Genomic DNA, 26,115 nt, shown 5'->3' on the forward strand with positions numbered 1-26,115 from the left:
CCACCCGAGACCGAAGGAAGGCACCCGCCATGAGCGTCAAGGTCCGCATCCCCACCATCCTCCGCACCTACACGGGCGGTCAGGCCGAGGTCCCGGCCGAGGGCACGATCCTCTCCGAGGTCATCGACTCCCTGGAGAAGAACCACCCGGGCATCGCCGCCCGCGTCCTGGACGACCAGGGCAAGCTCCGCCGCTTCGTGAACGTGTACGTCAACGACGACGACGTGCGCTTCGAGGGTGGCCTGGACGCGGTCACGCCGGACGGTGCCGGTGTCTCGATCATCCCGGCCGTCGCAGGCGGCTGCTGACTTCGCAGCGTCACCCCTGTTGCCCCCTCCGCGAGAGAAGCGGAGGGGGCAATTCTGCATGGTTAGACGCGGTAGAGTTGGGAAGTCCCCTCCGCTGCCTGTGCCGCCCGCATATGAGAATGCGCCCGGACCCGATAAGAAGCAGCCAAAGTGGTCGACCCCCTTGCCTCATAAGTGGCCTTTGTCAGGCCCGACTTGCCCAGGAATCTCATGAATTCCTCATATAGGGGCGATCGAGCGTGCCCAGAATTCTCGTCCGATTGACCTGTTGCAGAGGGCAGTTGGGCAGATACATTCGGCCGCGGTCGACGCGTTCCGGCGCACGCACCCTCTCCTGTCGGAGGGTGTGAGTTCTGACCCGGGCCCGCGAAGTGCGGTCCTGTGCAAGGGCCAGTAATAGGGGAGTTAGGCATGGCTCAGGGCACCGTCAAGTGGTTCAACGCGGAGAAGGGGTACGGCTTCATCGCGGTCGACGGTGGTGCGGATGTTTTCGTCCACTACAGCGCGATCCAGATGGACGGGTACCGCACCCTCGAAGAGGGTCAGCGAGTTGAATTCGAAATCTCGCAGGGCCAGAAGGGGCCGCAGGCGGACATGGTCAAGCTCGCCGTCGGCTGAGCTCGGCGCGGTCGGCCAACGACACTACTCACGCGCGTAGGGCCCGTACCCCCAGGGGTACGGGCCCTCCGTGCGTCCGCGTCTTTGTCCACATCCCGAGGGGGACGCTTGCACTCGCAGGGGTCGAGTGCTAATCATTGGCGTTAGCACTCTCCAGGTGAGAGTGACAGAAACTTGGACCGGGCCGGTGAGGCCCGCAGGCTGCGTGGGGCAAGGAACCACACAGCACGCTGGCCGTCCGTCGCGGGCGCCTCTCGGTCCGGAGAAATCCACCCCTGTCCGGGAGGACCACTTCACATGGCCAAGATCATCGCGTTCGACGAGGAGGCACGGCGCGGTCTCGAGCGCGGGATGAACCAGCTCGCCGACGCCGTCAAGGTCACCCTCGGCCCCAAGGGCCGTAACGTCGTCCTCGAGAAGAAGTGGGGCGCGCCCACGATCACCAACGATGGTGTTTCCATCGCCAAGGAGATCGAGCTCGAGGACCCGTACGAGAAGATCGGTGCGGAGCTGGTCAAGGAGGTCGCCAAGAAGACGGACGACGTCGCCGGCGACGGTACGACCACCGCCACCGTTCTCGCCCAGGCTCTCGTCCGCGAGGGTCTGCGCAACGTCGCCGCGGGTGCCAACCCGATGGCTCTGAAGCGTGGCATCGAGAAGGCCGTCGAGGCCGTCTCCGCCGCTCTGCTGGAGCAGGCGAAGGACGTGGAGACCAAGGAGCAGATCGCTTCGACCGCCTCCATCTCCGCTGCTGACACCGAGATCGGCGCCAAGATCGCCGAGGCTATGGACAAGGTCGGCAAGGAAGGCGTCATCACCGTCGAGGAGTCCCAGACCTTCGGTCTGGAGCTGGAGCTCACCGAGGGTATGCGCTTCGACAAGGGCTACATCTCGGCGTACTTCGCCACCGACATGGAGCGTATGGAGACGTCGTTCGACGACCCGTACATCCTGATCGTCAACTCCAAGATCAGCAACGTGAAGGACCTCCTTCCGCTGCTCGAGAAGGTCATGCAGTCGGGTAAGCCGCTGCTGATCATCGCGGAGGACGTCGAGGGCGAGGCCCTGTCGACCCTGGTCGTCAACAAGATCCGTGGCACCTTCAAGTCCGTCGCCGTCAAGGCTCCGGGCTTCGGTGACCGCCGCAAGGCCATGCTCGGCGACATCGCCATCCTCACCGGTGGCACCGTCATCTCCGAGGAGGTCGGTCTCAAGCTGGAGAACGCCGGCCTGGACCTGCTCGGCAGCGCCCGCAAGGTCGTCATCACCAAGGACGAGACGACGATCGTCGACGGTGCCGGCGAGAGCGACCAGGTTCAGGGTCGCGTCAAGCAGATCCGTGCCGAGATCGAGAACTCCGACTCGGACTACGACCGCGAGAAGCTCCAGGAGCGCCTCGCGAAGCTGGCCGGCGGCGTGGCCGTCATCAAGGCCGGCGCCGCGACCGAGGTCGAGCTCAAGGAGCGCAAGCACCGCATCGAGGACGCGGTGCGCAACGCCAAGGCCGCCGTCGAGGAGGGCATCGTCGCCGGTGGTGGCGTGGCTCTGCTCCAGGCCACGGCCGTCTTCGAGAAGCTCGACCTGACCGGTGACGAGGCCACGGGCGCCAACGCCGTGAAGCTCGCGCTGGAGGCCCCGCTCAAGCAGATCGCCGTCAACGGTGGTCTCGAGGGTGGAGTCGTCGTCGAGAAGGTGCGCAACCTGCCGATCGGTCACGGCCTCAACGCCGCGACCGGTGAGTACGTCGACATGATCGCCGAGGGCATCATCGACCCGGCGAAGGTCACGCGCTCCGCTCTGCAGAACGCCGCGTCCATCGCCGCGCTCTTCCTCACCACCGAGGCCGTCATCGCCGACAAGCCCGAGAAGGCCGGCGCTGCTGCCCCGGGCGGCATGCCGGGCGGTGACATGGACTTCTGATCCCTCAAGGATCAGTAGCTCCATAGCTGTTCAGCTGTTCGCAGCGGAAGTAGTCGTACGTTGCCGACCCCGGCCCCTGGGATTCGTCCCGGGGGCCGGGGTCGTTCTGTCGGTCCGCCCCGGCCGTGCGGTGAGGAGCAGCGGGACCGTGAGGACCGGCAGGAACCAGACCAGGACGATGAGGCGCTGACCGGCCAGCATGTCGAGGTTGGGGTGTCCCGCCTGGTTGAGTACGCCGCCCGCGGCCGTGGCGGCGGCGATCAGGCCGAGGTGCGTGGGGCGCCGGATCATGGAACAGGCGGCCAGGGCCAGCATGATCAGGAGCAGCGGGTCCCTCAGCTGGTGGTCCGTCCAGGCCGACCAGAACGTCCCCTCCGCGGCGAGGAACCTGGGCCAGGGGTCGGGCACGTCCGGGCTTTGGTAATGGTGGGTCAGGAGATCCTGGGCGCTGTCGTATCCGGACGGCCAGTCCAGGACGTACGTGGTCAGCTGCATCGCCAGGGCCAGGCCGCCGCAGAGCAGGAAGAGGCGCAGCGCGGCTCGGTGCGAGCGGCCGTGGCGCCTGCGGTGCAGAGCCAGTCCGGCGCAGGCCGCGGCGAGCGCGACGGCCAGCAGGAGCGCTTGGGAGTAGCGCGCCAGGAAGGCCACGAGGAGACCGCCGGTGACGAGGGCGGTCCCGGCCGTCCTGCGCTCCTCGTCGAGGACCAGCGTGCAGCCGAGTGCCACCGCCGCCGTGCAGGCCAGGGTGAGTCCGTCGGCCATGGGGAGCATCGCGATGGCGGCGTTGGGCAGCGTCAGATAGAGGATCTGTCCGCACAGCGCGGCGGGCCGGTTGGCACCGGCGGCGCGCAGCGTGGCCAGGACGAAGAGGCTGCCCGCCAGGGTGACGGTCACACCGGCCAGCCAGACGCCCAGGACCAGGCCGAAGGCGGCGATGAACGGCACGAGCAGTAAGGGATATCCGGGGCGGGCTTCATAGATCGCCATGAAGCGGGAGTTGAAGAAGGGCCCCGTCATGCCGGAGGTATTGCCGTGCCGCGTCCAGTACGCGGCCGAACGGGTCAGCTTCCGCTCGCATTCCTGTACGAGTCGGCTGTCGGGTTCGTCGGCGCAGGTGTAGTCGATGGCTTCGGCGGTGGCCGCGTCACGGCTCTCGCCGCTCAGCCGGAGGGCGTAGGAGAGGTAGTTCTTGGAATCGGGGGAGTCCCGTCCGGTCAGCGACGTCAGCTGGAAACCGACGAAGACGGCCATGACGAGCAGCGCGCAGAGGATTCCGGCACGGGACCTGGTGGTGCGTCGGCGCATGGGCGTCCTCTGAACGGGGGCATTCGTCGACACCGCCAACGACGGAATCGACGGCAGGTGGTGGCCACGAGTAATTGTCCGCTATCTGACGGTTCGTTGAGGCCGTTCGGGCTGTCGGGGCAGGAGATGTCCGGCGGGTCTCCCCGGCGGCGGGCCGGTGCGCCGGTCGGGCCCGTGGTCACGCCCCGTGTCGAAACGGTGCTGGTCACGGAGGGTTGTTCTGCCTGGTCAGGGGCATGGTGGCTGCCCGTTCGGCCTAGTGTGCCGCGCTGTACGGCGCCGCCGCTCCTAGGGTCGGGTCGAGGCCATCAGGCCAAGGAGGTTCCCCGTGAACTGTCGTACCGCTGTGGCAGGCATAGCGCTGGCTTTCTCTTCCGTCCTCCCTCTCTCCGGAGTCGCGTTCGCGCAGGATCTCAACTGCATCGACTTCCGCTACCAGGAAGACGCGCAGGCCGAGTTCAACAGAGACCCGAGCGACCCGAACCGTCTCGACGAGGACCGGGGCCTGGACGACCAGATCGCCTGTGAGTGGCTGCCCCGCCGCAGCACCGCGTCCCCGCAGTCGGTCGCGCCCACGGCGACCCCCCAGTCGGTCGCGCCCACCGCCACCCCCGAGCTGGTGAACCCCACCTCCACGACCCGGCCCGCCAGCCCGAGCGCCAGTCCCACCGCGGTGCCGTCGCGGGGATCGCAGGGTGGCCTCGGCGGCGCCTCGACGTCGACCGATGACGAGACCGGTTTCGGCCTCGCCCTCGCGATCGGCGGAGCCGCCGGAGCTGTCGGCTACACGCTCACCCGGCGTCGCCGTCACTGACGGGGTGCGGGCGCGGTCACGGCGCGGTCATCGGTAGCCCCGCTCCGACCGGGGGACCAGTGCCGCCCGGACCGCGCTCACGCGGCCCCGCACGTCCGGGGCCTGTACGGCGCCGGGCGGGCCGACGTGCAGGTCGGTATCGGCGCCCCGGCAGGGAGCGCACCGTCCGCCGAGGAGCGCTTCCGGGCGGCCCGGGGCGCGGCACTCGCTGCATTCCAGGGTGCGCAGGACGGTCCGGTGGACCGGGGCGACCCGCTCGGGCGGCATCTTGTCCCGCAGTCGCCTGCGGACGAGCGAGGCGGCGTGATGGACCGGGGTCGGCAGGCCGGCCGTCAGTGCGTGGAGCAGCTCCGCTTCGGTGGCGCCTCGCTCGAACCACTCGCTGACCTGCGGTTCAAGGTCCACGCACTCCGCCGAGGAGAGCGTCAGGGTGGGTGCGGCCCGGCCGAGCGAGGCCAGCAGGATGAACGCCCGTGAGCGGGTGGGCCGTTGCTGCTCCTCCGGTACGTCGCCCCTGGTGAACGCCGTCCACCAGGCGTCGTCGCGGGCGGTGCGGGAGAAGAAGGTCCGGGTCACCCAGAGCAGCACCTCGTCGGTGGCGACGCACTCGCTGCCCCGGCGCAGATGGCCGGCTTCCTGGAGCCGGTTGAGCGTGGTCCGCACGGCGCACTGCCCGTACGGAAGTGCCTTGGCCAGCGCCTTCACGGAGATGTCGGAGCCGTCGGGGAGCCGGTCGATGTAGGCGGCGACGGCGGCGTCGCGGGGGAGCAGATGCGCGAAGTCGCGTTCGGTGCGGGGGCGTTGGTACGGCGCCGAGCGCTTTCCGTAACCCGGGTTGGCCATCGGGTGCGGGGTGGCGGGCGGGGGTACGTGCGGGGCGCAGGGGGCAGCACTAAGCTGGTCGACAGCCATGGGGGATTCCTCTTTAATCCTCGTTGGTCAGACCCCTGTCAGGTGTTCCAGCACCGGCGGGGGTCGATTTTTTTGTCCGTGACGCACGCTAGAGCGTGATGACCTTCCGTGGCAAGCCGGTCACGAAAAGTCAACTCGCCAGGCAGGGTGGGTGGGTGGGACAACTGATCCCTCCACCCCATCCCTGTTAAGAGCGCTCGGAACTCGCCCCTTGAGCTCCGGGCGCATTCCGGAGGAGCGCGATCAGTCGGGCCAGGTGGCGGCCCGCTGACGCCGCCCGTCAGTACCCGGCGGTGAAGCGGGAGCGGTGGTGCTCGGGGTGTTCGGCCTCGTCCAGGAGCGCCACCGCCAAGTCCTCCATGGAGAGGGACGAGGTGCCCTCGGCGTCGACCAGGAGTTCGTCCGTGCCGAGCCTGAAGGTGCCGGTCCTGCGGCCCGGCTCCAGGAGGGCGCTCGGGCTCAGATACGTCCAGTCGACGTCTGTCCCGGTCGTGCGGACGGCGTCGAACTGGGCGTTGGAGGCCAGCGCGATGTGCCGCCAGGCGGTGGGTACGTAGGCCGGGTCGTCGATCGCGAGAACGCCCCGGGTGCCGGGCACCGTCAGGCTGCCCGCTCCGCCGACGACGATCAGCCGGACGCCGGTGCGGTCGAGGCCGGAGAGTAACGCCCGGCTGACGGCCGCGTGTTCGTCCTCGCGGCCGGGGGCGGGACGGGTCGCGTTGACCACGAGATCCTGCCCGGCGCTCAGCTCGGTCACCTGCTCCGGGTTTCCGGCGTCGCCGGTGCGGTGGGTGGCGCCGGGGTGCAGGGCGGCGAAGCGGGCGGCGTCGCGGACGACGGCCGTGACCCGGTGGCCTCGGGCCAGGGCTTCGGCGACCACGCGGGTGCCTACGTTTCCGGCTGCGCCGAAGACGGTGATGCGCATGGGGATCGACTCCTCGTGTACGGGGTGAGGGGGTGGGGTCCGGCGTCCGGGCGGGCTGGTTCAGGCGTCCGGGGGCGTGCGCCGCCGGGCCGGGCGGAGGTTCTGGCCGACCAGGACACTCGCGATCACCAGGGCCAGGCCGCCGATCTGCCAGGCGGTCAGGGTCTGTCCCAGGAGGAGCAGCCCGGCGAGCGTGGCGACGACCGGGTTCGTCAGGCCGAGGAAGGAGACGGAGGAGGCCGGGAGGCGTTCGATGCCGCGGAACCACAGGGCGTACGCGACCGCTGTGCCGATCAGGCCGAGGTAGGCGTAGCCCGCGATGTTCGCGCCGGTGAAGTGGTCGGGCAGGCCCTCGGCGGTGAGCGCGATCGGCGCCAGCACCAGGCCGCCGGCGGTCAGCTGCCAGCCCGTGAGGGCGAGCAGCGAGACGCCCTCGGGGCGGCCCCACCGCTTGCTCAGGACGACGGCGAGGGCCATCAGCACCGTGGCCGTCAGCATGGCCACGATCCCCGCGAGGTCCACCTCGGCGCTCCCGCGCAGCACGAGCAGCCCGACGCCCAGGACCCCGACGAGCCCGGCGACCAGGGTGCGGCGGGTGGGCCGGACCTTGAGCACGCCGGCTCCGAATCCGGCGACCAGAAGTGGCATGACCGCGCTGACCGTCGAGGCGACGCCGCCGGGCAGGCGGTAGGCGCCGAAGAACAGCAGCGGGAAGAACGCCCCGAAGTTGAGCAGTCCGAGCACGGCCGCCTTCCACCACCAGTCGCCGCGCGGCAGGCGCCGGGTGAGGGCGAGCAGGATGAGCCCGGCGGGCAGGGCGCGCAGGGCCGCTGCGAGCAAGGGGCGGTCGGGGGGAAGGAGCTCGGTGGTCGTGACGTAGGTGGTGCCCCAGGTGGCGGGTCCGACGGCGGCGAGGGCGGCGATGCCCAGGGCGGCCTTGGTGGAGACGGGGGCGGGAGTGGAGGTCCGGGGGTCCTGGGCGACCGGGCGCCGGGTCCGGGTGGTGCCGGGCGTGGTGCGAGTGACGGGTGTGGTGCGGGTGGTGGACATGATGCTCCCCCTCGACTTCCTCAACGCTGTTATTCTCAACGTTGAGATAAATATGAACCCGAAGGTCTGCGAACGTCAAGTATCTGAACGTTGAGAGATCTGGTTCGGCTGAGGGAGGAGCGCGGGAATGAGCGAGCGTGAGGCGGACCGGCAGCCCGGTGCGGAGGCCGATGCCATCGACGAGCTGCGCGCCCAGTGGCGCCGCGAACGTCCGGACATGGGCCTCGACGGACTGGACGCGATGGCCCTGGTGGGCCGCATCAAGCGAGCCGACCACCTGTTGAGCAAGGGCATGAAGCCGGTCTTCGCCGAACACGGTCTGGAATTCGCCGAGTTCGACGTGCTCGCCACGCTGCGCCGGGTCGGCGCCCCGCACGAACTCACCGCGGGCGGTCTCCTGAAGTCCGCGATGGTGACCTCCGGCGCGATCACCAACCGCCTCGACAAACTGGAACGCAAGGGCCTGATCGAGCGGCTCCCCGACCCCGCCGACCGCCGGGCCATCCGCGTCCGCCTCACCGACGCGGGCCTGGACCTGGTCGACCGTGCCGTGGTCGACCACGTGGCGAACGAGGAACGGATGCTGGCGGGTCTGACGACCGAGGACCGGCGGGCGCTCGATCAGGCGTTGCGGCGCTTGCTGATGTCCCTGGGGGACACGCACCTGGGCTGAGCGGAATCAGACCGCTCGGTGAACGAGCGTCCAGGTCTGGCCGGGGTCGTCCCCGCACGTCGTGGAGAAGACGTCCCGGCCCCGCGCGGCGAGGCAGAAGCCCGTCCCCGCGTTGACGACCCGCTCGTACGTGTGCGGCCTCCACGTCAGGAGGGGGAGGTCCAGGCACTCCCCGGGGGAGACGGTCCCGGCCTCGTCGCTGTGCAGACAGACGCCCGTGCCGACGTTCTCGAACTGGCCGTCGTCGTTCGCCATCCACAGCTGGGAGTCGGAGCCGTCGCAGCCGAGCACGGCGAGCGTCGAGCCGTCGGTGTCGAGACAGCGGCGGCTCTCGTTGCTCCGGAGGACGAAGCGGGGATCCTCCTGGGCGGGGGAGGCGAAGGCCGTTACCTGGGACGTCGGCACCAGCAGCGCGACGGTCAGGGCGGCGGTGAGCAGGGGTGCGAACACGGGGACTCCTGTTCGGTCGGGTGACGGGTACAGGGCGTGGGGGGACATCGCCCCGTGCCGGTCAGCGTCCCGCGCGGTCGCCACGCGATCACCCCGGCACGCGTACGAGCCCTTCCCGCGCCACCTCATCGGCCCCCGCCCGTCCGGGCACCGGTCCGGGCGCCGGTCATGACCTGACAGGTAATCGACCCCGGTGGCCCGCACTGACAAGCTCGGCGTACGGAGACCGACCGACCGGAAGGACACCATGCCCGCCTACGTCATCGCCCGCCTTCAGGGCGCCGCCCCGCACCCGGACATCGCCGACTACATCGAGCGCATCCCCGGCACCTTCGAGCCGTACGGCGGACGCTTCCTCGTGCACGTCACGCCCCACGAGGTGCTGGAGGGCAGCTGGTCCGGGGCCGTCGTGATGATCGGGTTCCCCGGGATCGCGGAGGCGCGCGCCTGGTGGGACTCGCCCGCGTACCAGGAGATCGCACCGCTGCGCTCGCGGCACATCGAGGGCGACATCATCCTGATCGAAGGCGTTCCCGAGGGCTACGACGCGACCAATACCGCGAAGGCGGTACGGGAGGCCCTGCCGGCCGAGTAGCCGTCGGAGCGCCTGGCTAGGATCCCGCCCATGGACAGCATGGGTGGGGACCTTTCGCGTCAGGACGCAGAGCGTGGCACGGCTGTGGAGTTCGTCTACCGGCCGACGGCCGTGGACTTCGAGGAGGCGCTCCGCGCCCGGGCCCGCCGCACACCGGCGGGCCGCGCCCAGGCCCTGCTGGCCCCGGGCGTCGCGACTGTCGCCGTGGTGGTCTTCTGCGTGCTCCGGGACGCCCACCCGGTCGCGTGGGTCATCTCGCTGGTGCTCTCCGTGGGAATCGCGTGGTGGGGCACCGCACGGGGCCTGCGCACCATGGCCCGCCGGATGTTCAGCATCGTGGAGCCGTACGGCGAGTGCCGCATGGTGGCCGACGACAACGGCGCGGTCAGCACCGGCGAGCGGGTGTCCTTCACCGCCGACTGGTCGGTGTTCCGGGAGTACCTGGAGACGCCCGGCCTCTTCGTCCTGCTGGGCGGCGACCGCGCGGCCGGCGTCGCGGTGGCGCCGAAGCGGGGAGCCCAGGACCCGGCGGACGTGGACCGGCTCCGGGCGATCCTGGACCGGAACCTGAAGCGGCTCTAGGGCCGTGACGGGCTTGGATGTCCAAGCCCGTCCGGCAGTTGAGAACCGTCAGTCGCTCTTGAGGCCGCTCACGAACGTCGTCCATGCCGCAGTCCGGAACACGAGCGCCGGGCCGTCGGTCATCTTGGAGTCCCGGACGGGGACGGCGTCGGGGACGTTGTCGAGGACTTCGAGGCAGTCGCCGCCGCTGCCGCCGCTGTACGTGGACTTCCGCCAGGTGGCGACTTCGAGGCAGTCGCCACCGTCGCCGCCGCTGTACGAGGACTTGTGCCAAGTCGCCGTCGACAGGTCGTAGTCAGAGCTGCTGAGCTTCATGGTCGTAATCCTCCGCCACCGATTCGATCAAGGCCAGAGACGCTGCCGGTGAGGATGCGCTGGCCACCACCAGATCGTAGGTGAGTTCGTACCGGCGGACCGAGGCCGGATCGTCCTGCAACTGGCCTGTGCCCAGGCCCTGGAGGTACGCGAGCGGCGGAGCGTCAGGGAAGGCCATGAGCTTGAGGGAGCCTTCGAGCGCCATGTGGGCCCCCTCGCTGAACGGCAGCACCTGCGCGATGAGCCGATGCTGCCTGACGAGCGCAGCAATGTGACGCAGAACCCCGGCCATTCCCGCAGGTCCGCCCACCCTTCGTCGTAACACCGCTTCGTCCAGCACCACCCACAACACGGGCTTGGTTGGATCGGCGAGGAGTTGCGCACGTTCGAGCCTTGCTGCCACCAGCTCGTCGATCGTGCTTTCCGCGGCGGTCGGCTGGTACTCCCGGAAGACCGCTCGTGCGTACGTCTCCGTCTGCAAGAGGCCGGGGACGAGCTGGGGCGCGTACTCCTTGATGGACTCCGCGCGCGCCTCCGCCTCCGCCGCTTCCGCGAAGTGCTCCGGGTACCTGGACTTCTTCAGCGCCGCACAGTTCCGCACGAAGAAGCCGTCCGAGCCCAGGAGTTCGTCGAACTTCTCCGCCTGATCCAGCTGCATCCGCCGTACCCCTATCTCCAGCTGCCCGATGAACGAGCCGCTGACGAAGAGCGGGGCTCCGAGGTCGTCCTGCGAGAGGCCCGCTCGCTCCCTTCGGTGACGGAGCTCCGCGCCGAGGAGGGCGCGGGGTGAGGAGGAGGGGTCGAGCTTCCGGGGACCGGGCATGGCAACTCCCTGTGACACACGTGCGGTTGTTGGAACTGCGCCTCTTCCAGGCTAGCCACGCGTTGGACACTCTGGGTAGGCATTCCCATTACTCAGAGTGGAAGGTGGAACGGCATGACAGGGACGGAGCGGCGCCGGGCGGCGGCAGTCAGGGTGCGGAGGGCGGAAGACGCCGTGGCGCGGCTGCGGGACGGGCTCGCGGAGGTCGGGGTGAAGCTGCCGTCGCTGCGGATCGACCCGGTGTCGTGCGCGGGGAACGAGCCGTCGCCGCTGGTCGACCTCGGTTGCTGCAACCTCGATACGGCACAGCGGCTGAGCGAGGTACTGGAGGAGAAGGCGGACGGCCATGACGGGTGAGGAGGCGCTTGAGCCGTGTACGCCGGAGCCGGGGTCGTTCGCGGTGGACTCCCGGGACGGACGGGTGGGACGGGTGATGGGGCGCGTCGGACCGTACGTACAACTACGGCCCCCGGGCGGTGGCGCGGAGTGGGACTGTCCGCCCGCCGTCGTACGGCCGGCGCCGCCGGGGGTGGTGCTGCGGGCACGGGTGACGGAGATCAACCGGGAGGGTCAGCTGCCGCGGTGACGGGGTGGTCGGTGCCGTAAAGGTGTCGACGGGGCGCCGGTCGCGCTGGCAGGCTGCGGGCATGACCTATGGAATCGAGACCCACCCCGCCCTGTGAGCCCCCAGGAAGAGCGCGACGCGCTCGTTCCCCCGCTCGCTCTCCATGACCGCGCCCTGCGGCTGTTGCGTGAGGACCCCGACGGGGCTCCGGCACGGCGCGGTTTCACCCTCTCCGAGAAGTCGTCCGGGACATCCCGGACGGACGAGACCCGGCTGCAGCGAAAAGAGCTGGCCGCTGCCGTCCGGGATGCGCTGAACCCCCTGCCCGGCGACTCCGCCGCCGTGCACCGCCGCCTGGACCGGCTCGGTGTGCGGAAGAGGGGTGTGTACATGATCCAGTCCGCTGTCACCGCACTGCCGCTGCCGGAGGAGCAGCGGGAGGCGGCCCGTGCGCTGGCCAGGGAACTGATCCGGACCGGAACGACCGTCCCCGCCGTCACTGTCGGCCTCTATCTGCTCATCCGCCTCGGTGAACCCGAGGACATCGCCCCTGTCTCCGCCCTTGCGCTGTTCCGGGAGCTGGCGGGCCCGGCCGTTCAGACGCTGGAGCGGCTCGATCGCCCGCGCGCGGCCGTGCTGTGGCTCGTCCACCGTGCCCGGTACGAGGAACTGGGCCCGCTCGTCGCCGCGTTGTGGTCCGGGGACCAGGAGACCGTGCGGAGGGAGCTGGTCGCTTTCCCCGCCGTCTACCGGTTCCTCGACACCCGCCTGACCCGCCGGATCGCGGAGGCCGCTCACCTGGCCGAACTGCTCGCCCGGTACCCGGCCGACTCCGCCCTGTCGGCGCGCGCGGCGAGACTGCTCGTCCGGATGGGGTGCTCGAACGACGACCCGACCCAACTCCTCTTCTACCGCGACGCGATCACCGTCTACGAGAGCGTCGTGGAACGTGCCGGTGCGCTGCCGCCGACGCTCGCCCACCACGCCACCCTGCTCTCGCTGGCCTTCGATCTGAGCAGCGGCGTCGGTGTGCTGCTGGACTGGGCTCCGGGGCGGAGGGAGGCGCTGTTGGCCTCGCTGGGCCGGCTGCTGGCCGAGCCCCGCTGGGTCGCGGTGGTGGATGCCGCCGGGAGCGAGGCGGACCGGCGGCTGCGGGCCGGATGGATCCGGCGCACGGGGCGGCAGCCCTTCGAGCGCCCGGAGGTGCCTGCCCGACTGCGTATCGAGGTGGTGGCGGGCGATCCGGTGGACCGGGAACCCGTCGAGACCCGCGTGCTGGTCGACGGGCGGCCGTTGGTCCCGGCGCTCTTCTCCCGGGGGCCTGCCCGCATTCCCGATGTCCTGCTGGACGAGGGGGAGTTGAGGGCCGGTCCCGAGCCCCGCGAGGTCATGCTCGCGGAGGCGGACTGCACCGAGGGGTGCTGTGGCGCGCTCCATGTCACCATCCGTCGCGACGGCGACGAGGTGGTGTGGGAGGGCTGGCGCAGGCCCCCGTACGCGTCGGTTACGCGGGACGCGCCCGCGCCGCCCGCGTACCGTTTCGACGCCGCCGCCTACGACGCCGAGCTGGCGCGCGCGGAGGCGGACGGGTCGTGGTCCTGGCCGGCCCGCACCGTCGCGCGGCTGATCAAGGCGGGGCTGAGGGAGCGGCCGGAGATCCTGGGTCGGTGGGACGCCCGCCGGGGCTGGATCGGCGGCGATGTCGAGGAGCCGGACACCACCGTGGTGACCTTCTGGTACGCGCCGGGGCTCGCCACCGCGGACTCGCTCCGGGACGCCTTCCAGTTCCGCTGGGTCCTGCCGGACGACGGCCGCCCGCCCGAGGCGCAGGCCGCCGCAGCACTGCGACGGCTGGCGGAGGAGGACCCCAAGACATACGCGAAGGTGTCCTGCGGCAGCCCCGAGCGGGCGAAGGAGCTCGGTTTCCCCTGGCCCGGGAGCGACTGAGGTCGGGGGTTCAGACCGGAGGAGCGGCTGCCGCGACGGCGGGGGCCGCTCCTCGGCGGTTCCTGAGACGGCGCGTCAGGACGACGACGGTGGTGACCAGGACGGCGGCCAGGGGCGCGCCGAGCAGGGTGTGGTGCAGACCCACCGGGTGGAGGAGGAGCGGGAGAGCCGCGCCCGCACGTGTCCGTAGATCGCCTCCGCTCTGCCCGACGTCCAGGACTCCGTCCGTCAGGACCGCTCCGTAGATCACCGTTCCGGCGGTGTAGCAGGCCGCCGTACGGATCAGGAGGGCGACGGGTGTTGCCGTCCGCGTGCGAAGGCCGCGCCTGGTCAGCAGGGCGTAACAGGCGACCGCCGACAGGACGAAGCAGGTCTGGTAGGCGTAGAGGCGCGCGTAGGGGAAGACGACGCGGGCCGCGGGTCTCCATGCCGTGTCGGCGTACTGCGGCAGGGAGTGCTGTGCGCCCTGGCCGAGGAAGTAGGTGCAGCTCGCGGTGTCGGGTGAGTCCGTGCACCAGAGCCCGGCCACGCTCCGCGCGGCGTCGGCGGCCGTCTGCGAGTCGAGGAGGGTGAGCACCACGCAGCAGGTCAGGCCCGTGGCGACGGAGACGCCGATACGGCGGTGGAGCGAGCCCGCGGTGCCCCGCCAGGACGCCAGGTGGAAGAGGGCGATGCGGCGCAGATCAGGGGAGTTGGGGCCGTTGGCCGTGGCGACGCGGTGCACGGCGGCTGTGCCCGCGGCTACCAGGGCGAGGAGGAGGGTGTGCGGGGCGGCGACGCGCGCGTCCTGGAGCGTCTGGGCCAGCTGATCGCCGCTGCCGGACCCGGTCAGCTTCGGCAGCCGGAGGATCAGGAGTGCGGCGAGCGAGGCCAGGGGTGCGACGACGACGAGGGCCACCGGCAGGTGCAGGGGGACGCGCGGCACGGTGCTCATGCGCCGGGCGGCGGCGGAGGACGCCAGGCACAGGACGAGGAGGAAGAGCGCCAGCCAGCCCGCCTCGTACAACACGCCCTGTGTTGCCGTGTACTCCCCGTACATCCAGGTGGGGGAGACGGTCAGCAGCCGCAGGGCGTCGAGGGGGCCGAGTTCGGCGCCCGGTGGTGGATGGCCCGGGTAGACGGGCGGCAGGAGCAGGTTGTCGGCCCAGTCGATCTGGGCGGGCAGGATGCCGCCCACCTGTACGAGCGTGACGGCGAGGCAGACGAGGGCGAGCGGGGACCGGCGCAGTGTCATGCGGGGCCCGACGAGACGCGGAACGGGACGCCGTCGTTGTCGATCGAGGCCGTCCGGGTTTCCTTGCCGTCCCACCAGGTGACTTCGGCCTTCCAGGAGCAGTGCGCGCGCTCGGTCATGCCGATGAGGAAGAAGGAGTAGAAGTCGTCCTCGGTGATGGTCTTGGGGAGCTGAATCGGCTCTCCGTACGGCAGCGCCGCCTTGGCGGTTCCCTTCTGGCGGGGGCTGTCCTGGAGGCGGAGTACGGAGACCGAGCGACCCACGGCGATGGCGTCGAGGTTGACGGCGATGGCTTCGGGGACGTTGAAATCGCCTCCTCCGCAGCCGTGCTGGCGTACCGCCTTCTTCCCGGTGGCCGGGTCCGTGCGGTCGGTCACGGTGACGGTCACGTCGCGGATCTGCACGGCCTTGTCCGTGTTGCCGTGGACGGTGATCTGGGCGGCGACCGTCTTCATGTGCACGATGCGGCCCTCGCGCTCCCAGCGGGTGAACTGCCGCTCGTCGCCGTCTTTCAGCTTGCTCTCCAGCGCGGCGTTTCCCTTGCGCAGGATCCAGTCGCTGAAGCAGGGGTCGTTCTCCTGGGCCGCGTCCATGACGACCGCGTCCTCCGGGAAGGCCGCCTTCCAGGCGGCGGACACGGGCCCGGCGAGGACGGGAGCGATGCCGACGGCGGCGATGGCGAGCCCGATGAGGGTCAGCTTCCGCTCGACCCCGAGTGCGGCCACGCGGCGAAGGGTGCGCCGGACGCGGTTGGGGGGTGTGGGTGCGGGGGCCGGCGGGGGTGGGGGTGCGGGTGCCGGGGGCGGCTCGGGTGCCGGGGCCGGGGCCGGGGTCGGCTCGGGTGTCGGTGTGGGGTCCGGGGCGGGTGCCGTGTCAGGCGTCTGCCTCGTGTCTCCGGCCATGCGCGTTCCCCCCGGCGTGTGCGCGCGTCGGGAAGGAGCGCAGGTGGGCGCGACGATGCGCCGGCTGCCCCGACGATCATCATTTTATGCCCTCAACTCCATGGTGATCCCATCGAGTTACCACCCTCGGACATGCCTGTTGCGGAGCCCTTGGCGCGTACGACGCGCCGCGGACTCCGCAACAGAGGGGAAAGCGGGTCAGACCGCTGCCGGTTCCTTGGAGGGGGTGCCGGTGGTGGGGTCCGTCGGGCCGGAGGCGGCGATCTTCGACGCGGCCGGTTCCTGGGAGACGTTGAACTCCGTCAGGAGGTCCTTGCTGAAGCCGAAGAAGTACGTCGCGACGAACCCTGCGACGTAACCGACCAGCAGGCCGCCCGCGTAGATCGCGATCGTCGAGCCCAGGCCGTGGTTGCCGTCCAGGAGCGGGAACAGGGCCCAGCCGGACGGGCCGATGGCCGTGGAGCCGACCGTGTCGCCGAGCTGGTTGAACAGTCCGACGAAGCCGCCGCCGAACGCGCCGCCGATGCACGCCGTGATGAACGGGCGGCCGAGGGGGAGCGAGACGCCGTAGATCAGGGGCTCACCGACACCCAGCAGGCCCGCGGGGAGGGCCGACTTGATGGTGCGGCGGATCGACTCGTTGCGGGGGAGGCGGAGGTAGACCGCCATGGCCGCGCCTACCTGGCCCGCTCCGGCCATCGCGAGGATCGGGAGCAGGACGGTGTAACCCTGCTGCTCGATGAGCGTGGTGTGGATGGGGATGAGGGCCTGGTGCAGGCCCAGCATGACCAGCGGGAGGAAGAAGCCGCCGAGGAGGAAGCCCGCGCCGGCGCCGCCGTTGGAGAGCAGCCAGTCGGCGAACGTACCGATCGCGGTGGAGATCTCCCCTGCCACGTACATCAGGCCGAAGATCGTCACCAGGCCGGAGATCAGGACCGTGAGCGTCGGGGTGACCAGGACGTCCAGGGCCTCGGGGACCCAGCGGCGGCACCACTTCTCCACGTACACCGCGAGCACCGCGGCGCCGAGCGCGCCGAGCACACCGCCCTGGCCGGGCGAGAGCTGCTGGCCGAACGCCTCGATGTTGGCGACGCCGGGGAAGACGATGATCGCCGCGACGGCACCGCCCAGGATCGGCGTACCGCCGAACTCCTTCGCGGTGTTGTAGCCGACGAAGACCGCGATCAGCGCCATGAACCCGGAGGTCATCGCGGCGAGGGCGGGGGTGACCGCGGGCAGCCACTCCAGGTTGACCAGCAGGCCGTTGAGACCGGCGATGATGCCGCAGCCGATGAGGGCCGGGATCAGCGGAACGAAGATGTTCGCGATCTTGCGCAGGAACAGCTTGAAGGGGGTGGCGTTCTTCGCCTTCTGCTGGGCCTTGATCGCCGCGCCCTGCGCGGCCAGCTCCTCGGAGGTGTGGACGGCGGGAGCGGATTCCCGCCCCTCCTCGACCAGCTGCTCGAACTCCGGGGTGACCCGGGCGACCGTACCGGGGCCGAGGACGATCTGGTACGTGTCGTCCTCGACCACGCCCATGACGGCGGGGATCGCCTTGAGCGCTTCGTCGTCGACCAGCGAACGGTCGTGCAGGCCGAGGCGGAGCCGGGTCATGCAGTGGGCGATGGAGCTGACGTTCGCTGCGCCACCGACGAGCGGAAGGATCGCGGCGGCGGTGGCGCGGTTCTTGTCTTCAGTAGCCATGGGGCGTGGTGCCTTGCTGTGCGGGGGGTGCGGGCGTGGTGCGGTGGGTCAGGTGGTGCGTACGGCGGCGAGGGCGGCGCGGAGGTGGCCGTCCGACTCGCTGAGGAGGGTGGCGGCGGTGGGGCCGTCGACCTGGCCGAGGATGGTCAGGATCGCGTCCTTCACCTCGCCGTCGGTGGCGGCGAGCGCCGCCTCGATCTCCTGGTCGGAGGCGCCGGTGGCCAGCGAGACGATGCGGCGCGAGCGGGCCCGCAGCTTCTCGTTGGAGGCGCGGACGTCGACCATCAGATTCCCGTACGTCTTGCCGAGCCGGATCATCGTGATCGTCGAGATCATGTTGAGGACGAGCTTCTGCGCCGTACCGGCCTTGAGGCGGGTGGAGCCGGTGAGCAGCTCCGGGCCGACGACGACTTCGAGGCCGTGCTCGGCGGCTGCGGCGAGTGCCGAGTCCGCGTTGCAGGACAGGCCGATGGTCAGCGCGCCCCGGGTGCGGGCGTGCTCGACGGCACCGATCGCGTACGGCGTGCGGCCGGAGGCGGAGATGCCGACCACGGTGTCGTCCGCCGTGAGGCCGAGTGCGTCGAGGTCCTCGGCGGCCAGCTCCTTGCTGTCCTCGGCGCCCTCCACCGCCTTGACCATGGCGGTCGGACCGCCCGCGATGAGGCCGACGACCTCGGACGGGTCGGTGTTGAAGGTGGGCGGGCACTCGCTGGCGTCGAGGACGCCGAGGCGGCCCGCGGTGCCGGCGCCCGCGTAGATCAGCCGGCCGCCGCGCGCCATGCGCTCGGCGGTGGCGTCGATCGCGGCGGCGATCTGCGGCAGCTTGTCGGCGACGGCGGCGGGGACGGTGCTGTCCTCGCCGTTCATGATCCGCGCGATCTCCTCGGTGTCCAGGCGGTCGATCTCGGCGAGCTCCGGGCGGAACGCCTCGGTCGTGAGCGTGGCGAGTTCGGCGCGCAGCTCCCCGTATCCGTCGGGGGTGGTTGCTCCGGCGCCCGTGGCGGTGTCGGTGTCAGTGGATGAGGTCATGGAGAGCGGCTCTGCTTTCTCGAACTCGTGCGTTCAGCGGTTCAGCGGGTGCGTGGTCAGCGCGTGCGCGGGTTGTGGCGGTGGGCGAGCGCCTCGTACGAAGCGGCGAGGGCCGGGGCGGCCGTCTCGTACGTGCGCTGCGCGATGCCTATGAACAGGCAGTCCACGACGAGGAGCTGGCTCGTCCGGCTCGACATGGCGGCCGGACGGAGCTCGCTCTCGCGGGCCGTGGACGTGGTCAGGAGGTGGTCCGCGTACTGCGAGACCGGGCCGTCGGGGCGGCCGGTGATCGCGACGGTCGTCGCGCCGTGGTCGAAGGCGACCCGGAGCGGCTCGATGACGTCACCGGTGGAGCCGGAGTGGGTGATCGCGATGGCCACGTCGCCGGAGCGGAGCTGCACGGCGTTGGTGACGGCGAGGTGCGGGTCCGTGTGGGCGTGGGCGATCAGGCCGATGCGGAGCAGCTTCTGCGCCAGGTCCTGGCCGACGAGGGAGGAGGCGCCCGCGCCGTAGATGTCGATGCGGCGGGCGGTCGACGCGGCGGCCACGGCGGCGCCGAGCTGCACGGTGTCGAGTCCGGCGGCGGTGTCGGCGAGGGTCTGCTGTTCGTCGTAGGCGAGCTTGGCGACGACGTCGGCGATCGGGTCGTCGACCGTGATGTCGGCGGTGACGGCGGGTGCCCGGCCGGACAGCTGGTGGGCGGCGAGACCGGCGAGCGCGAGACGGAGGTCACGGTAGCCGGGGTAGCCGAGGAGACGGGCGGTGCGGACCACGGTGGCCTCGCTGGTGCCGGTGAGCTCGGCGAGACCGGTGACGGTGAGGGCGGCGCACCCGGCAGGGTCCCCCGCGACGGCTTCGGCTACCCGCTGCATGGAGCGGGTCATGGACGGGGCGAGGGTCCGGACCTTGGCCGCCAGAGCGGCAGGGGCGGGCGGCGAATCGCCCTTGAAACTTTCCTTCACGTCATTGGTCACCTTTGAAAGATATTTTCAAAGGTGTGGTCCGTCAACCCCCCTTTTCGCCCCCTTCCTTCGGGGGACAATGGCTGCATGGAGATGAACCCCTTGGAACAGGCACTGCACACGGCCCGGGCCCTGGTCATGGCCGATCTTGTCGCAGGTGACGTCGCCGAGGCCGAGATCGTCTCGCTGGTCGAGGACGCCGTGACGCACCGGCGCTGGTGGGTCGAGCAGTGGCCCGAGGGCGCGGACTTCGTCGTCGGTCTGATCGCCCAGGACGTGCAGGACGCCCTGCTGGAGAAGTACGGGCGCTGGCCCCTGTGCCCGGTGTGCGTCGAGGAGGGCCCGCACGCACTGGACGTCGAGCCCGAGCTCGGCCCCGACCCGCACTGGGTCTGCACGAAGGCGACCGTCCAGGTGGCCGCGGTGGGCGGGCTGAGCGGGGTGCTGCGGCGTTGACGCTCTACATCGACCCGCCGGACTGGCCGGGGCACGGGATGCTCTGGTCGCATCTGGTCAGCGATGTCTCGTTCGACGAACTGCACGCCTTCGCGGCCTCGATCGGCTGCCCGCCGCGCGCCTTCGAACGCGACCACTACGACGTGCCGGCCGCGCGCTACGCCGACGCGGTGCGTGCCGGGGCGCGGGAGGTCGGCTCGAAGGAGATCGTGCGCCGGCTCACCGCCGCTGGTCTGCGGAGACCGAAGGGACGGCCGGCGCCGGGATAGCGGGGCCGCTCGCGGCCTTCGCCGAGGCGACCAGCCGGGACGGGGTGGCCGAGCGGCGGTGCAGCCGGAGCGAGAACACGACGGCCACCAGGGCCAGCACCGTCATCGCGGCACCCGCCCACGCCGTCGCCGCGAAACCGAAGTCCGCGTCGATCACCGTGCCGCCGAGCCACGGGCCGCTCGTGTTGCCCAGGTTGAACGCGGCCGTCGTCGTCGCGCCCGCCAGGGTCGGGGCCGCGCCCGCCACGTTGAACATGCGGGCGTTGAGCGCGGGCGCCGTGAAGAACGCCGAGAGGCCCAGCAGGAAGGCGAGCGCCACTACGGCGATCTGGCTGGACGCGAACAGGGCCAGCGCCGCCAGGAAGACCGTGGAGGCCGTGATACCGCTCAGCAGCACCCCGAAAAGGTGCGCGTCCGCGACCCGGCCGCCGATCGTCGTACCGATCAGCGCGCCGACGCCGAAGAGCCCCAGCACCCACGGCACCCAGCCCGAGTCCAGCCCCGCCACATCAGTCAGCAGCGGCGCCAGATAGCTGAACGCGCAGAAGACACCCCCCGCCGCGAGCGCCGTGATCACGACCGAGAGCCAGACCTGCCGGTCCCGGTAGATCGACATCTCCCGCTTGAGCTGCGGCTTCTCGTCCGGGAGCGGGATACGGGGGATGAGCGTCGCCACTCCGACCAGCGCCACCGCGGACGCCGCGCCCACCGCCCAGAACGCCGAACGCCAGCCCAGGTGCTCACCGAGGAAGGCGCCCAGCGGCACGCCCAGCACATTGGCGATCGACAGCCCGCCGATCATCACGGCCATCGCCCGGGCCCGCGCGTTCACCGGCACCATCGCGATGGCGACCGCCGCACCGACGGCCCAGAAGCCCGCACACGCGAAAGCGCTGACCACCCGCGAAACGAAGAGCACCTCGTACGACGGAGCCAGCGCACCCGCGATCTGCCCGAGACCGAAGACCGAGATCAGGGCGATCAGCGTCGTGCGTCTCGGCAGCCTGAGCGTGGCCACGGCGAGCAGCGGAGCGCCGACCACCATGCCGATCGCGAAGGCCGATATGAGAAGCCCCGCCTGCGGAATGGACACGTCCATGTCCTCGGCGATCGGTGGCAGGAGTCCGGACAGCATGAACTCGCTGGTACCGAGGGCGAAGACCGAGAGACCCAGGATGTATACGGCCAGGGGCATACGGGCGCGGGCACGGGGACGGCTGGAGGCGGAGTCGGGCATGACAGTCAGCAACACGCATTTCGTCGCTCACATTCCCGTGAGCAGCTCCAGCTCGGTCGTGAGGTTCTGCCGCGCCCGGGGCTCCCACTCCGCGATCCCGTACGGCGTACGGAACAGCCGCGGCAGCCCCAGGAGCTGCCGCAGCACCGCCGCGCGGCCCTCCCGGAACGCCTCGTCGGGGACGAACGCGTACTCCTCGCGCACCTGCGCCGCGTACTCCGCGTACTCCTTCGGGGCGGACGCCAGGATCGCCAGATCCGCGTCGCACAGCACCTCGCCGTCGGTGTCCCCGTCCGCCGGATCGTGGGTGACCGTGAGGCGCACCAGGCGGGCCACCTCCGCCGTGACGCCGGCGGGGACACCGGCCTCGGGCAGGGCGCGCTCGGCGAGCACGGCGCTGCGCTCCTCGTTCTCGGAGCGGTCGGGGCGGTAGACGGCGTCGTGGAACCAGACGGCGAGCCGCACCACGTCCGGGGCCGCCGCATGGTCCGCGAGCGTGTCGACGCGGTCCAGGACCGCGGCCAGGTGGGCGGTGGTGTGGTAGCGCCGCTGGGGTTCGGCCCAGCGCGCCAGGAGGTTGTCGGCGTACGGCAGCGGGTCGGGACCCTCGGCGCCGCCCCGGACGGCTACGAGGGCCGCGTGCCAGCGGGTACGGAGGCTGTTGGTCATGGGGACGACCCTAGGGCCTCTCGTTCGGATCATGCCGGGCTCGCGTGCCCTGGCGCGCGCTCCCCCGAGCTCTCGGCTTCGCTCGAGCAGGGAGGGGCCCCCTCCGGCGTTGTCGTCGGTCGCCGACGCTCCGCGTCGACTCCCTCCTCCGCCTTGCAGCTGCCCACGCCAGACCCCGCTCCCTGATCCGGCCTGATCCAAACGAAAGACCCTAGGGCCTGTCGTTCGGGTCATGCCGGGCTCGCGGGGTCCGGCACGCACATCGGGGTTGAACGCCGTCGGGGCGGCGTACAACCGACGCGGTGTCGGGGTACGCCGCCCTCGGGCGGGACGAGCAGGCGGTACGCCTGCTTACTTCGGGTCGCGGTTGAACTGTGCCTTGGACCAGTAGTAGCCGAGGGCGGAGAGCGCCAGGCACCAGGCCACGGCGAGCCAGCCGTTGTGGCCGATCTCGGTGCCGAGGAGGAGGCCGCGGAGGGTCTCGATGGCGGGGGTGAAGGGCTGGTACTCCGCGATCGGCTGGAACCAGCCGGGCATCGTGTCGGCCGGGATGAAGGCGCTGGAGATGAGCGGGAGGAGGATCAGCGGCATCGCCATGTTGCTGGCCGCCTCCGCGTTCGGGCTGGCCATTCCCATGCCGACGGCGATCCAGGTGAGTGCCAGGGCGAACAGGGCGAGCAGTCCGAAGGCGGCGAGCCATTCCAGGGCGGTGGCGTCCGTGGAGCGGAAGCCGATGGCGACGGCGACGGCGCCGACGAGGACCAGGCTGGCGAGGACCTGCATCACGCTGCCGACGACGTGCCCGATGATCACGGAGCCGCGGTGGATGGCCATGGTGCGGAAGCGGGCGATGATGCCCTCGCTCATGTCGGTCGAGACCGATACCGCGGCTCCGATGACGGTGCTGCCGATGGTCATCATCAGGATGCCGGGAACGATGTAGGCGATGTAGTCGGAGCGGTCCGCGCCGCCGATCCCGGCGCTCATGACGTCGCCGAAGATGTAGACGAAGAGCAGCAGCATCATGATCGGCGTAAGCAGGAGGTTCAGGGTGAGGGACGGGTAGCGCCGGGCGTGCAGGAGGTTGCGGCGGAGCATCGTGGACGAGTCGCGGACGGCGAGGGCGAGAGAGCTCATCGGACGGTCTCCTTCGGCTGGGCGGGGATGTCGGTGGCGGTGAGGGCGAAGAACACGTCGTCGAGGTCGGGGGTGTGCACGGTCAGTTCGTCGGCCTCGATGCCGGCGGAGTCCAACTGGTCGAGGAGAGCGCGCAGTTCGCGCTGGCTGCCGTCGCTGAGGATCTGCAGGGCCAGTGCCTCGTCGTCCCGGGTGGCCTCGTTCAGGGCGGTAGCGGCCGACTGGTAGGCGGCCGGGTCGGTGAAGCGGAGGCGCACGTGGCCGCCGGGGACGATGCGCTTCAGTTCCTCGGCGCTTCCCTCCGCGGCGATCTTTCCGTGGTGGAGCACGGCGATGCGGTCGGCGAGTTCGTCCGCCTCTTCGAGGTACTGGGTGGTGAGGAAGACGGTGACGCCGCCCGTGACCAGCTCGCGGATGATGCCCCACATGGTGTGGCGGGAGCGTGGGTCGAGTCCGGTGGTCGGTTCGTCGAGGAAGATGATCCGCGGGTTGCCGACCAGGGTCATGGCGATGTCGAGGCGGCGCTTCATGCCGCCGGAGTAGGTGGAGGCGGGCTTCTTGGCTGCCTCCACCAGGTCGAAGCGTTCCAGCAGTTCGGCGGCGACCCGCTGTCCCTCGCTCTTGGACAAGTGGTGCAGGTCCGCCATGAGGAGCATGTTCTCCTCGCCGGTGATCAGCCCGTCGACCGCGGAGAACTGACCGGTGACGCCGATGGAGGCGCGGATGGCCTGCGGGTCGGTGGACAGGTCGTGGCCGCCGATGTGGAGGGTGCCGGAACCGGGGTCGGGGGAGACGAGGGTGGAGAGGATGTTGACGGCGGTGGTCTTGCCGGCGCCGTTCGGACCGAGCAGCGCGAAGACCGTTCCTTCGGGGACGGTCAGATCGATGGAGTCGAGGACGGTCTTGTCGCCGTAGGTCTTACGCAGCCCGTTCGCCGCGATGGCCAAGCCGGTCATGGAGGGTTCTCCTTGTAGAGGTGGGGAGTTCAGGGGCTGCGCGCGTTCGGAGGTTGCGGAGTCGGAGGCTGCGGGGTCAGAGGCTGCGGGCGGTGATGTCGCCGTGGGCGGTGGTCGCGTGGATGTTCAGGGCGGCGGCGCCGTCGGTGTTCTTCAGGGCGTTGTGCAGCCGGCCGTAGGTGGTGCCGGCGTCCAGGGAGGCGGAGACGCCGCGGGCGGCGCCGACCGTGATGTCGCCGGACTCCGTGCGCAGCGTGACCGTGCCGTCCACGGCCTCGGTGATGTGGAGGTCGCCCTTCAGCGTGCTGATCTCGGCGGGGCCGCCCAGGCGGCCGACCGAGATGTCACCGGCCTGGAGGGTGAGGCGGGCACTCGCGGTCTCGTCGAGCTTGACCGAGCCCTGCGCACCCTCGAAGGCGACGTCGCCGAGCCGTCCGACGCCCCGGAGTTCGGCGCTCGCCGCCTTCGCCTCGACGCGGGAGCCGGCGGGCAGTTGGACGGTCACCTCGACGGAGCCGGACGTGCCGAGGATCCGGTTCTTCGCCGGGGCGGTCTCGATCCGCAGGACGCCGTCGCCGTATTCGACCGTGGTCTGCTCGGCGGCCTTCACGTCGCGGCTGTTCGAGGCGTCCGCGGGAAGAACCTCGACGGCGGTGTCGGTGCGGTCGGTGGCGATGAGGCGGATGTGTCCGGCCGGGATGTCCAGGACGGCGGTGATCGGGGCGGTGGTGGGGAAGTTCGACATTTTGCTCTCCATCGGTTCGTTCGGTTCGGTGTTTCCGATGAAGGAAAAGCTACGTTGCGTTCACGAGTCCGGCAACAGTCTTGTTGGCCCAACTCCCCATAACCGCAGGTGAAAGAAGGGAAATTGTTGCAATGGTTTTCGAGCTTAATGCAACGATGGCCGTCCTTTCGTTGCAATGGAATGGAAGTGAACGCTAGGGTGACGGCACCCGAGGAGTACGAAGGAGAGCGCGATGCCAGGCGGCAGGCTCACCCCGCAGGAACGTCAGCAGATCGCGTCGGGGCTGGCCGACGGCCTCGCCTACGCGGAGATCGCCCGACGCCTCGACCGTCCGACGTCGACGGTCACGCGGGAGGTGATGCGTAACGGCGGCGCCGGCGGCTACCGCGCGGACCTGGCCCACCGCGCCACCGAACACCGTGCCCACCGGCGCGGTCAGACCGCCGCGCCCCGGGGGTCGGAGGCGCCCCCGCAGGCCCACGGGCGCGACGCCGAGGCCGTGCGCGCGTACGAGGAGGTGCTCACCACCGTCCTCGTCCAGACGGGCATGCCCAAGATGATGGCCCGGGTCATGGCCTGTCTCTTCATCACCGACGCGGGCAGCCTCACCGCGGCCGAACTCGTCCAGCGGCTCCAGGTCAGCCCGGCGTCCGTCTCCAAGGCGATCACGTTCCTCGACGACCAGGGGATGATCCGCCGGCAGCCCGACGAGGGCCGCCGCGAGCGCTATGTCATCGACGCCGACGTCTGGTACCAGTCGATGATGGTCAGTGCCCGGGCCACGGCGCATCTCGTCGAGACCACACGGGAGGGGGCCGGCGTCCTGGGCCCCGGCACTCCGGCCGGCACCCGCATGGAGAACATCGCCCGCTTCCTCGACTTCGTCAGCGAGAGCATCTCCCGCGCCGCGAACCAGGCCCGCGACATCCTCCACACGAAGCCCGAAACGACCTCGGACGGCACGGCCTCGGACACTCCCTAGCGCGAACGCCGAACGGCGGCGGGGCCGCCGT

The 26,115-nt window shown here is 70.7% G+C and carries 30 protein-coding genes; 13 read left to right on the top strand and 17 right to left on the bottom strand.

Translation table 11 applies throughout. From position 1 onward, the window contains the following. Window positions 1–29: 29 nt before the first annotated feature. The 3 genes from OG230_RS19935 (at window position 30) to groL (ending at window position 2,846) form a co-directional block, all read left to right on the top strand. On the top strand, window positions 30–308 hold the full coding sequence (locus OG230_RS19935) for a MoaD/ThiS family protein (RefSeq protein ID WP_328905073.1): 279 nt from the start codon (window positions 30–32) through the stop codon (window positions 306–308). Window positions 309–719: 411 nt separating this feature from the next. Beyond that, window positions 720–926, top strand: a complete 207-nt coding sequence (locus tag OG230_RS19940) for a cold-shock protein (protein WP_003967346.1) — start codon at window positions 720–722, stop codon at window positions 924–926. Between the two features lie 297 nt (window positions 927–1,223). After that, a complete protein-coding gene (gene groL / locus OG230_RS19945) occupies window positions 1,224–2,846 on the top strand; it encodes a chaperonin GroEL (protein WP_328905074.1) in 1,623 nt (540 codons plus the stop codon). 30 nt (window positions 2,847–2,876) lie between these two features. On the opposite strand, the gene OG230_RS19950 is transcribed toward groL, so the two are convergent. Beyond that, the gene (locus OG230_RS19950; RefSeq protein ID WP_328905075.1) at window positions 2,877–4,151 is read right to left on the bottom strand and encodes a hypothetical protein; all 1,275 of its coding nucleotides are present in this window, start codon (window positions 4,149–4,151) and stop codon (window positions 2,877–2,879) included. A 328-nt stretch (window positions 4,152–4,479) separates the two neighbouring features. Here OG230_RS19950 and OG230_RS19955 point away from each other — a divergent pair, with 328 nt between their 5' ends. Further along, complete coding sequence (locus tag OG230_RS19955; RefSeq protein ID WP_328905076.1) at window positions 4,480–4,965, top strand: excalibur calcium-binding protein; 486 nt, start codon at window positions 4,480–4,482, stop codon at window positions 4,963–4,965. A 27-nt stretch (window positions 4,966–4,992) separates the two neighbouring features. Here OG230_RS19955 and OG230_RS19960 read toward each other — a convergent pair whose 3' ends face one another. The 3 genes from OG230_RS19960 to OG230_RS19970 form a co-directional block, all read right to left on the bottom strand. Further along, window positions 4,993–5,808, bottom strand: a complete 816-nt coding sequence (locus OG230_RS19960; protein ID WP_328911460.1) for a hypothetical protein — start codon at window positions 5,806–5,808, stop codon at window positions 4,993–4,995. Window positions 5,809–6,157: 349 nt separating this feature from the next. Further along, window positions 6,158–6,802, bottom strand: coding sequence for an NAD(P)-dependent oxidoreductase (locus OG230_RS19965; RefSeq protein ID WP_328905077.1), 645 nt, complete (start codon window positions 6,800–6,802; stop codon window positions 6,158–6,160). Between the two features lie 60 nt (window positions 6,803–6,862). Beyond that, window positions 6,863–7,852: an EamA family transporter gene (locus OG230_RS19970; protein ID WP_328905078.1), complete on the bottom strand. Its 990-nt coding sequence runs from the start codon at window positions 7,850–7,852 to the stop codon at window positions 6,863–6,865. A 127-nt stretch (window positions 7,853–7,979) separates the two neighbouring features. Between OG230_RS19970 and OG230_RS19975 the strand changes: the two genes are divergently transcribed. Next, on the top strand, window positions 7,980–8,525 hold the full coding sequence (locus OG230_RS19975; RefSeq protein ID WP_328905079.1) for a MarR family winged helix-turn-helix transcriptional regulator: 546 nt from the start codon (window positions 7,980–7,982) through the stop codon (window positions 8,523–8,525). Between the two features lie 6 nt (window positions 8,526–8,531). Here the strand turns inward: OG230_RS19975 and OG230_RS19980 are convergent, their stop codons facing one another. Then, complete coding sequence (locus OG230_RS19980) at window positions 8,532–8,975, bottom strand: RICIN domain-containing protein (RefSeq protein ID WP_328905080.1); 444 nt, start codon at window positions 8,973–8,975, stop codon at window positions 8,532–8,534. 247 nt (window positions 8,976–9,222) lie between these two features. Between OG230_RS19980 and OG230_RS19985 the strand changes: the two genes are divergently transcribed. Then, entirely contained in the window at window positions 9,223–9,570 is a 348-nt protein-coding gene (locus tag OG230_RS19985; RefSeq protein ID WP_328911461.1) for a DUF1330 domain-containing protein, read from the top strand. A gap of 30 nt (window positions 9,571–9,600) precedes the next feature. Beyond that, window positions 9,601–10,152, top strand: coding sequence for a YcxB family protein (locus OG230_RS19990; protein ID WP_328905081.1), 552 nt, complete (start codon window positions 9,601–9,603; stop codon window positions 10,150–10,152). Between the two features lie 48 nt (window positions 10,153–10,200). On the opposite strand, the gene OG230_RS19995 is transcribed toward OG230_RS19990, so the two are convergent. Both OG230_RS19995 and OG230_RS20000 read right to left on the bottom strand, forming a co-directional pair. After that, window positions 10,201–10,467 (bottom strand): DUF397 domain-containing protein, encoded by a 267-nt coding sequence (locus tag OG230_RS19995; protein WP_328905082.1) that lies wholly within the window; start codon window positions 10,465–10,467, stop codon window positions 10,201–10,203. Next, complete coding sequence (locus OG230_RS20000; RefSeq protein WP_328905083.1) at window positions 10,448–11,290, bottom strand: helix-turn-helix domain-containing protein; 843 nt, start codon at window positions 11,288–11,290, stop codon at window positions 10,448–10,450. The genes OG230_RS19995 and OG230_RS20000 overlap by 20 nt, the downstream gene beginning before the upstream one ends. Window positions 11,291–11,404: 114 nt before the next feature. Between OG230_RS20000 and OG230_RS20005 the strand changes: the two genes are divergently transcribed. The 3 genes from OG230_RS20005 to OG230_RS20015 all read left to right on the top strand — a co-directional run bounded on the left by OG230_RS20005 (window position 11,405) and on the right by OG230_RS20015 (window position 13,802). After that, window positions 11,405–11,647 carry a hypothetical protein gene (locus tag OG230_RS20005; RefSeq protein ID WP_328905084.1) on the top strand — a complete coding sequence of 81 codons (243 nt, stop codon included), beginning with the start codon at window positions 11,405–11,407 and terminating at the stop codon, window positions 11,645–11,647. Beyond that, entirely contained in the window at window positions 11,637–11,876 is a 240-nt protein-coding gene (locus OG230_RS20010; RefSeq protein ID WP_328905085.1) for a hypothetical protein, read from the top strand. The genes OG230_RS20005 and OG230_RS20010 overlap by 11 nt, the downstream gene beginning before the upstream one ends. Before the next feature lie 93 nt (window positions 11,877–11,969). Beyond that, the gene (locus tag OG230_RS20015) at window positions 11,970–13,802 is read left to right on the top strand and encodes a hypothetical protein (RefSeq protein WP_328905086.1); all 1,833 of its coding nucleotides are present in this window, start codon (window positions 11,970–11,972) and stop codon (window positions 13,800–13,802) included. Window positions 13,803–13,812: 10 nt separating this feature from the next. On the opposite strand, the gene OG230_RS20020 is transcribed toward OG230_RS20015, so the two are convergent. The 5 genes from OG230_RS20020 to OG230_RS20040 form a co-directional block, all read right to left on the bottom strand. Continuing rightward, on the bottom strand, window positions 13,813–15,036 hold the full coding sequence (locus OG230_RS20020; protein WP_328905087.1) for a hypothetical protein: 1,224 nt from the start codon (window positions 15,034–15,036) through the stop codon (window positions 13,813–13,815). After that, on the bottom strand, window positions 15,033–15,761 hold the full coding sequence (locus tag OG230_RS20025; protein ID WP_328905088.1) for a hypothetical protein: 729 nt from the start codon (window positions 15,759–15,761) through the stop codon (window positions 15,033–15,035). The genes OG230_RS20020 and OG230_RS20025 overlap by 4 nt, the downstream gene beginning before the upstream one ends. Before the next feature lie 375 nt (window positions 15,762–16,136). Next, window positions 16,137–17,642: a PTS transporter subunit EIIC gene (locus tag OG230_RS20030; protein ID WP_328905089.1), complete on the bottom strand. Its 1,506-nt coding sequence runs from the start codon at window positions 17,640–17,642 to the stop codon at window positions 16,137–16,139. Between the two features lie 48 nt (window positions 17,643–17,690). Next, window positions 17,691–18,671 carry an N-acetylmuramic acid 6-phosphate etherase gene (gene murQ, locus OG230_RS20035; protein WP_328905090.1) on the bottom strand — a complete coding sequence of 327 codons (981 nt, stop codon included), beginning with the start codon at window positions 18,669–18,671 and terminating at the stop codon, window positions 17,691–17,693. A gap of 56 nt (window positions 18,672–18,727) precedes the next feature. After that, entirely contained in the window at window positions 18,728–19,645 is a 918-nt protein-coding gene (locus OG230_RS20040; protein ID WP_328905091.1) for a MurR/RpiR family transcriptional regulator, read from the bottom strand. A 75-nt stretch (window positions 19,646–19,720) separates the two neighbouring features. On the opposite strand from OG230_RS20040, the gene OG230_RS20045 reads away from it, so the two are divergent. Next, the gene (locus OG230_RS20045; RefSeq protein WP_328905092.1) at window positions 19,721–20,089 is read left to right on the top strand and encodes a hypothetical protein; all 369 of its coding nucleotides are present in this window, start codon (window positions 19,721–19,723) and stop codon (window positions 20,087–20,089) included. Next, window positions 20,086–20,358 carry a DUF4031 domain-containing protein gene (locus OG230_RS20050; RefSeq protein ID WP_328905093.1) on the top strand — a complete coding sequence of 91 codons (273 nt, stop codon included), beginning with the start codon at window positions 20,086–20,088 and terminating at the stop codon, window positions 20,356–20,358. Before OG230_RS20045 ends, OG230_RS20050 begins: the two co-directional genes overlap by 4 nt. On the opposite strand, the gene OG230_RS20055 is transcribed toward OG230_RS20050, so the two are convergent. The 5 genes from OG230_RS20055 to OG230_RS20075 form a co-directional block, all read right to left on the bottom strand. Further along, window positions 20,309–21,553: a Cmx/CmrA family chloramphenicol efflux MFS transporter gene (locus OG230_RS20055; protein WP_328911462.1), complete on the bottom strand. Its 1,245-nt coding sequence runs from the start codon at window positions 21,551–21,553 to the stop codon at window positions 20,309–20,311. The genes OG230_RS20050 and OG230_RS20055 overlap by 50 nt on opposite strands. A gap of 69 nt (window positions 21,554–21,622) precedes the next feature. Then, the gene (locus tag OG230_RS20060) at window positions 21,623–22,264 is read right to left on the bottom strand and encodes an HD domain-containing protein (RefSeq protein ID WP_328905094.1); all 642 of its coding nucleotides are present in this window, start codon (window positions 22,262–22,264) and stop codon (window positions 21,623–21,625) included. A 351-nt stretch (window positions 22,265–22,615) separates the two neighbouring features. Beyond that, window positions 22,616–23,401, bottom strand: coding sequence for an ABC transporter permease (locus tag OG230_RS20065; RefSeq protein ID WP_328905095.1), 786 nt, complete (start codon window positions 23,399–23,401; stop codon window positions 22,616–22,618). Further along, window positions 23,398–24,357, bottom strand: coding sequence for an ATP-binding cassette domain-containing protein (locus OG230_RS20070; protein WP_328905096.1), 960 nt, complete (start codon window positions 24,355–24,357; stop codon window positions 23,398–23,400). Before OG230_RS20070 ends, OG230_RS20065 begins: the two co-directional genes overlap by 4 nt. Before the next feature lie 76 nt (window positions 24,358–24,433). Beyond that, the gene (locus OG230_RS20075) at window positions 24,434–25,102 is read right to left on the bottom strand and encodes a DUF4097 family beta strand repeat-containing protein (RefSeq protein ID WP_328905097.1); all 669 of its coding nucleotides are present in this window, start codon (window positions 25,100–25,102) and stop codon (window positions 24,434–24,436) included. 232 nt (window positions 25,103–25,334) lie between these two features. Here OG230_RS20075 and OG230_RS20080 point away from each other — a divergent pair, with 232 nt between their 5' ends. Beyond that, window positions 25,335–26,084 carry a GbsR/MarR family transcriptional regulator gene (locus OG230_RS20080; RefSeq protein WP_328905098.1) on the top strand — a complete coding sequence of 250 codons (750 nt, stop codon included), beginning with the start codon at window positions 25,335–25,337 and terminating at the stop codon, window positions 26,082–26,084. Window positions 26,085–26,115 lie beyond the last annotated feature (31 nt).

Source organism: Streptomyces sp. NBC_00234, assembly GCF_036195325.1.
GTDB lineage: Bacteria > Actinomycetota > Actinomycetes > Streptomycetales > Streptomycetaceae > Streptomyces.

Coding starts and splice junctions, on each gene's coding strand:
- OG230_RS19935 (WP_328905073.1), top strand. CDS start 30: ATGAGCGTCAAGGTCCGCATCCCCACCATCCTCCGCACCTACACGGGC.
- OG230_RS19940 (WP_003967346.1), top strand. CDS start 720: ATGGCTCAGGGCACCGTCAAGTGGTTCAACGCGGAGAAGGGGTACGGC.
- groL (WP_328905074.1), top strand. CDS start 1,224: ATGGCCAAGATCATCGCGTTCGACGAGGAGGCACGGCGCGGTCTCGAG.
- OG230_RS19950 (WP_328905075.1), bottom strand. CDS start 4,151: ATGCGCCGACGCACCACCAGGTCCCGTGCCGGAATCCTCTGCGCGCTG.
- OG230_RS19960 (WP_328911460.1), bottom strand. CDS start 5,808: ATGGCCAACCCGGGTTACGGAAAGCGCTCGGCGCCGTACCAACGCCCC.
- OG230_RS19965 (WP_328905077.1), bottom strand. CDS start 6,802: ATGCGCATCACCGTCTTCGGCGCAGCCGGAAACGTAGGCACCCGCGTG.
- OG230_RS19970 (WP_328905078.1), bottom strand. CDS start 7,852: ATGTCCACCACCCGCACCACACCCGTCACTCGCACCACGCCCGGCACC.
- OG230_RS19975 (WP_328905079.1), top strand. CDS start 7,980: ATGAGCGAGCGTGAGGCGGACCGGCAGCCCGGTGCGGAGGCCGATGCC.
- OG230_RS19985 (WP_328911461.1), top strand. CDS start 9,223: ATGCCCGCCTACGTCATCGCCCGCCTTCAGGGCGCCGCCCCGCACCCG.
- OG230_RS19990 (WP_328905081.1), top strand. CDS start 9,601: ATGGACAGCATGGGTGGGGACCTTTCGCGTCAGGACGCAGAGCGTGGC.
- OG230_RS19995 (WP_328905082.1), bottom strand. CDS start 10,467: ATGAAGCTCAGCAGCTCTGACTACGACCTGTCGACGGCGACTTGGCAC.
- OG230_RS20000 (WP_328905083.1), bottom strand. CDS start 11,290: ATGCCCGGTCCCCGGAAGCTCGACCCCTCCTCCTCACCCCGCGCCCTC.
- OG230_RS20005 (WP_328905084.1), top strand. CDS start 11,405: ATGACAGGGACGGAGCGGCGCCGGGCGGCGGCAGTCAGGGTGCGGAGG.
- OG230_RS20010 (WP_328905085.1), top strand. CDS start 11,637: ATGACGGGTGAGGAGGCGCTTGAGCCGTGTACGCCGGAGCCGGGGTCG.
- OG230_RS20020 (WP_328905087.1), bottom strand. CDS start 15,036: ATGACACTGCGCCGGTCCCCGCTCGCCCTCGTCTGCCTCGCCGTCACG.
- OG230_RS20030 (WP_328905089.1), bottom strand. CDS start 17,642: ATGGCTACTGAAGACAAGAACCGCGCCACCGCCGCCGCGATCCTTCCG.
- murQ (WP_328905090.1), bottom strand. CDS start 18,671: ATGACCTCATCCACTGACACCGACACCGCCACGGGCGCCGGAGCAACC.
- OG230_RS20045 (WP_328905092.1), top strand. CDS start 19,721: ATGGAGATGAACCCCTTGGAACAGGCACTGCACACGGCCCGGGCCCTG.
- OG230_RS20055 (WP_328911462.1), bottom strand. CDS start 21,553: ATGCCCCTGGCCGTATACATCCTGGGTCTCTCGGTCTTCGCCCTCGGT.
- OG230_RS20060 (WP_328905094.1), bottom strand. CDS start 22,264: ATGACCAACAGCCTCCGTACCCGCTGGCACGCGGCCCTCGTAGCCGTC.
- OG230_RS20065 (WP_328905095.1), bottom strand. CDS start 23,401: ATGAGCTCTCTCGCCCTCGCCGTCCGCGACTCGTCCACGATGCTCCGC.
- OG230_RS20070 (WP_328905096.1), bottom strand. CDS start 24,357: ATGACCGGCTTGGCCATCGCGGCGAACGGGCTGCGTAAGACCTACGGC.
- OG230_RS20075 (WP_328905097.1), bottom strand. CDS start 25,102: ATGTCGAACTTCCCCACCACCGCCCCGATCACCGCCGTCCTGGACATC.
- OG230_RS20080 (WP_328905098.1), top strand. CDS start 25,335: ATGCCAGGCGGCAGGCTCACCCCGCAGGAACGTCAGCAGATCGCGTCG.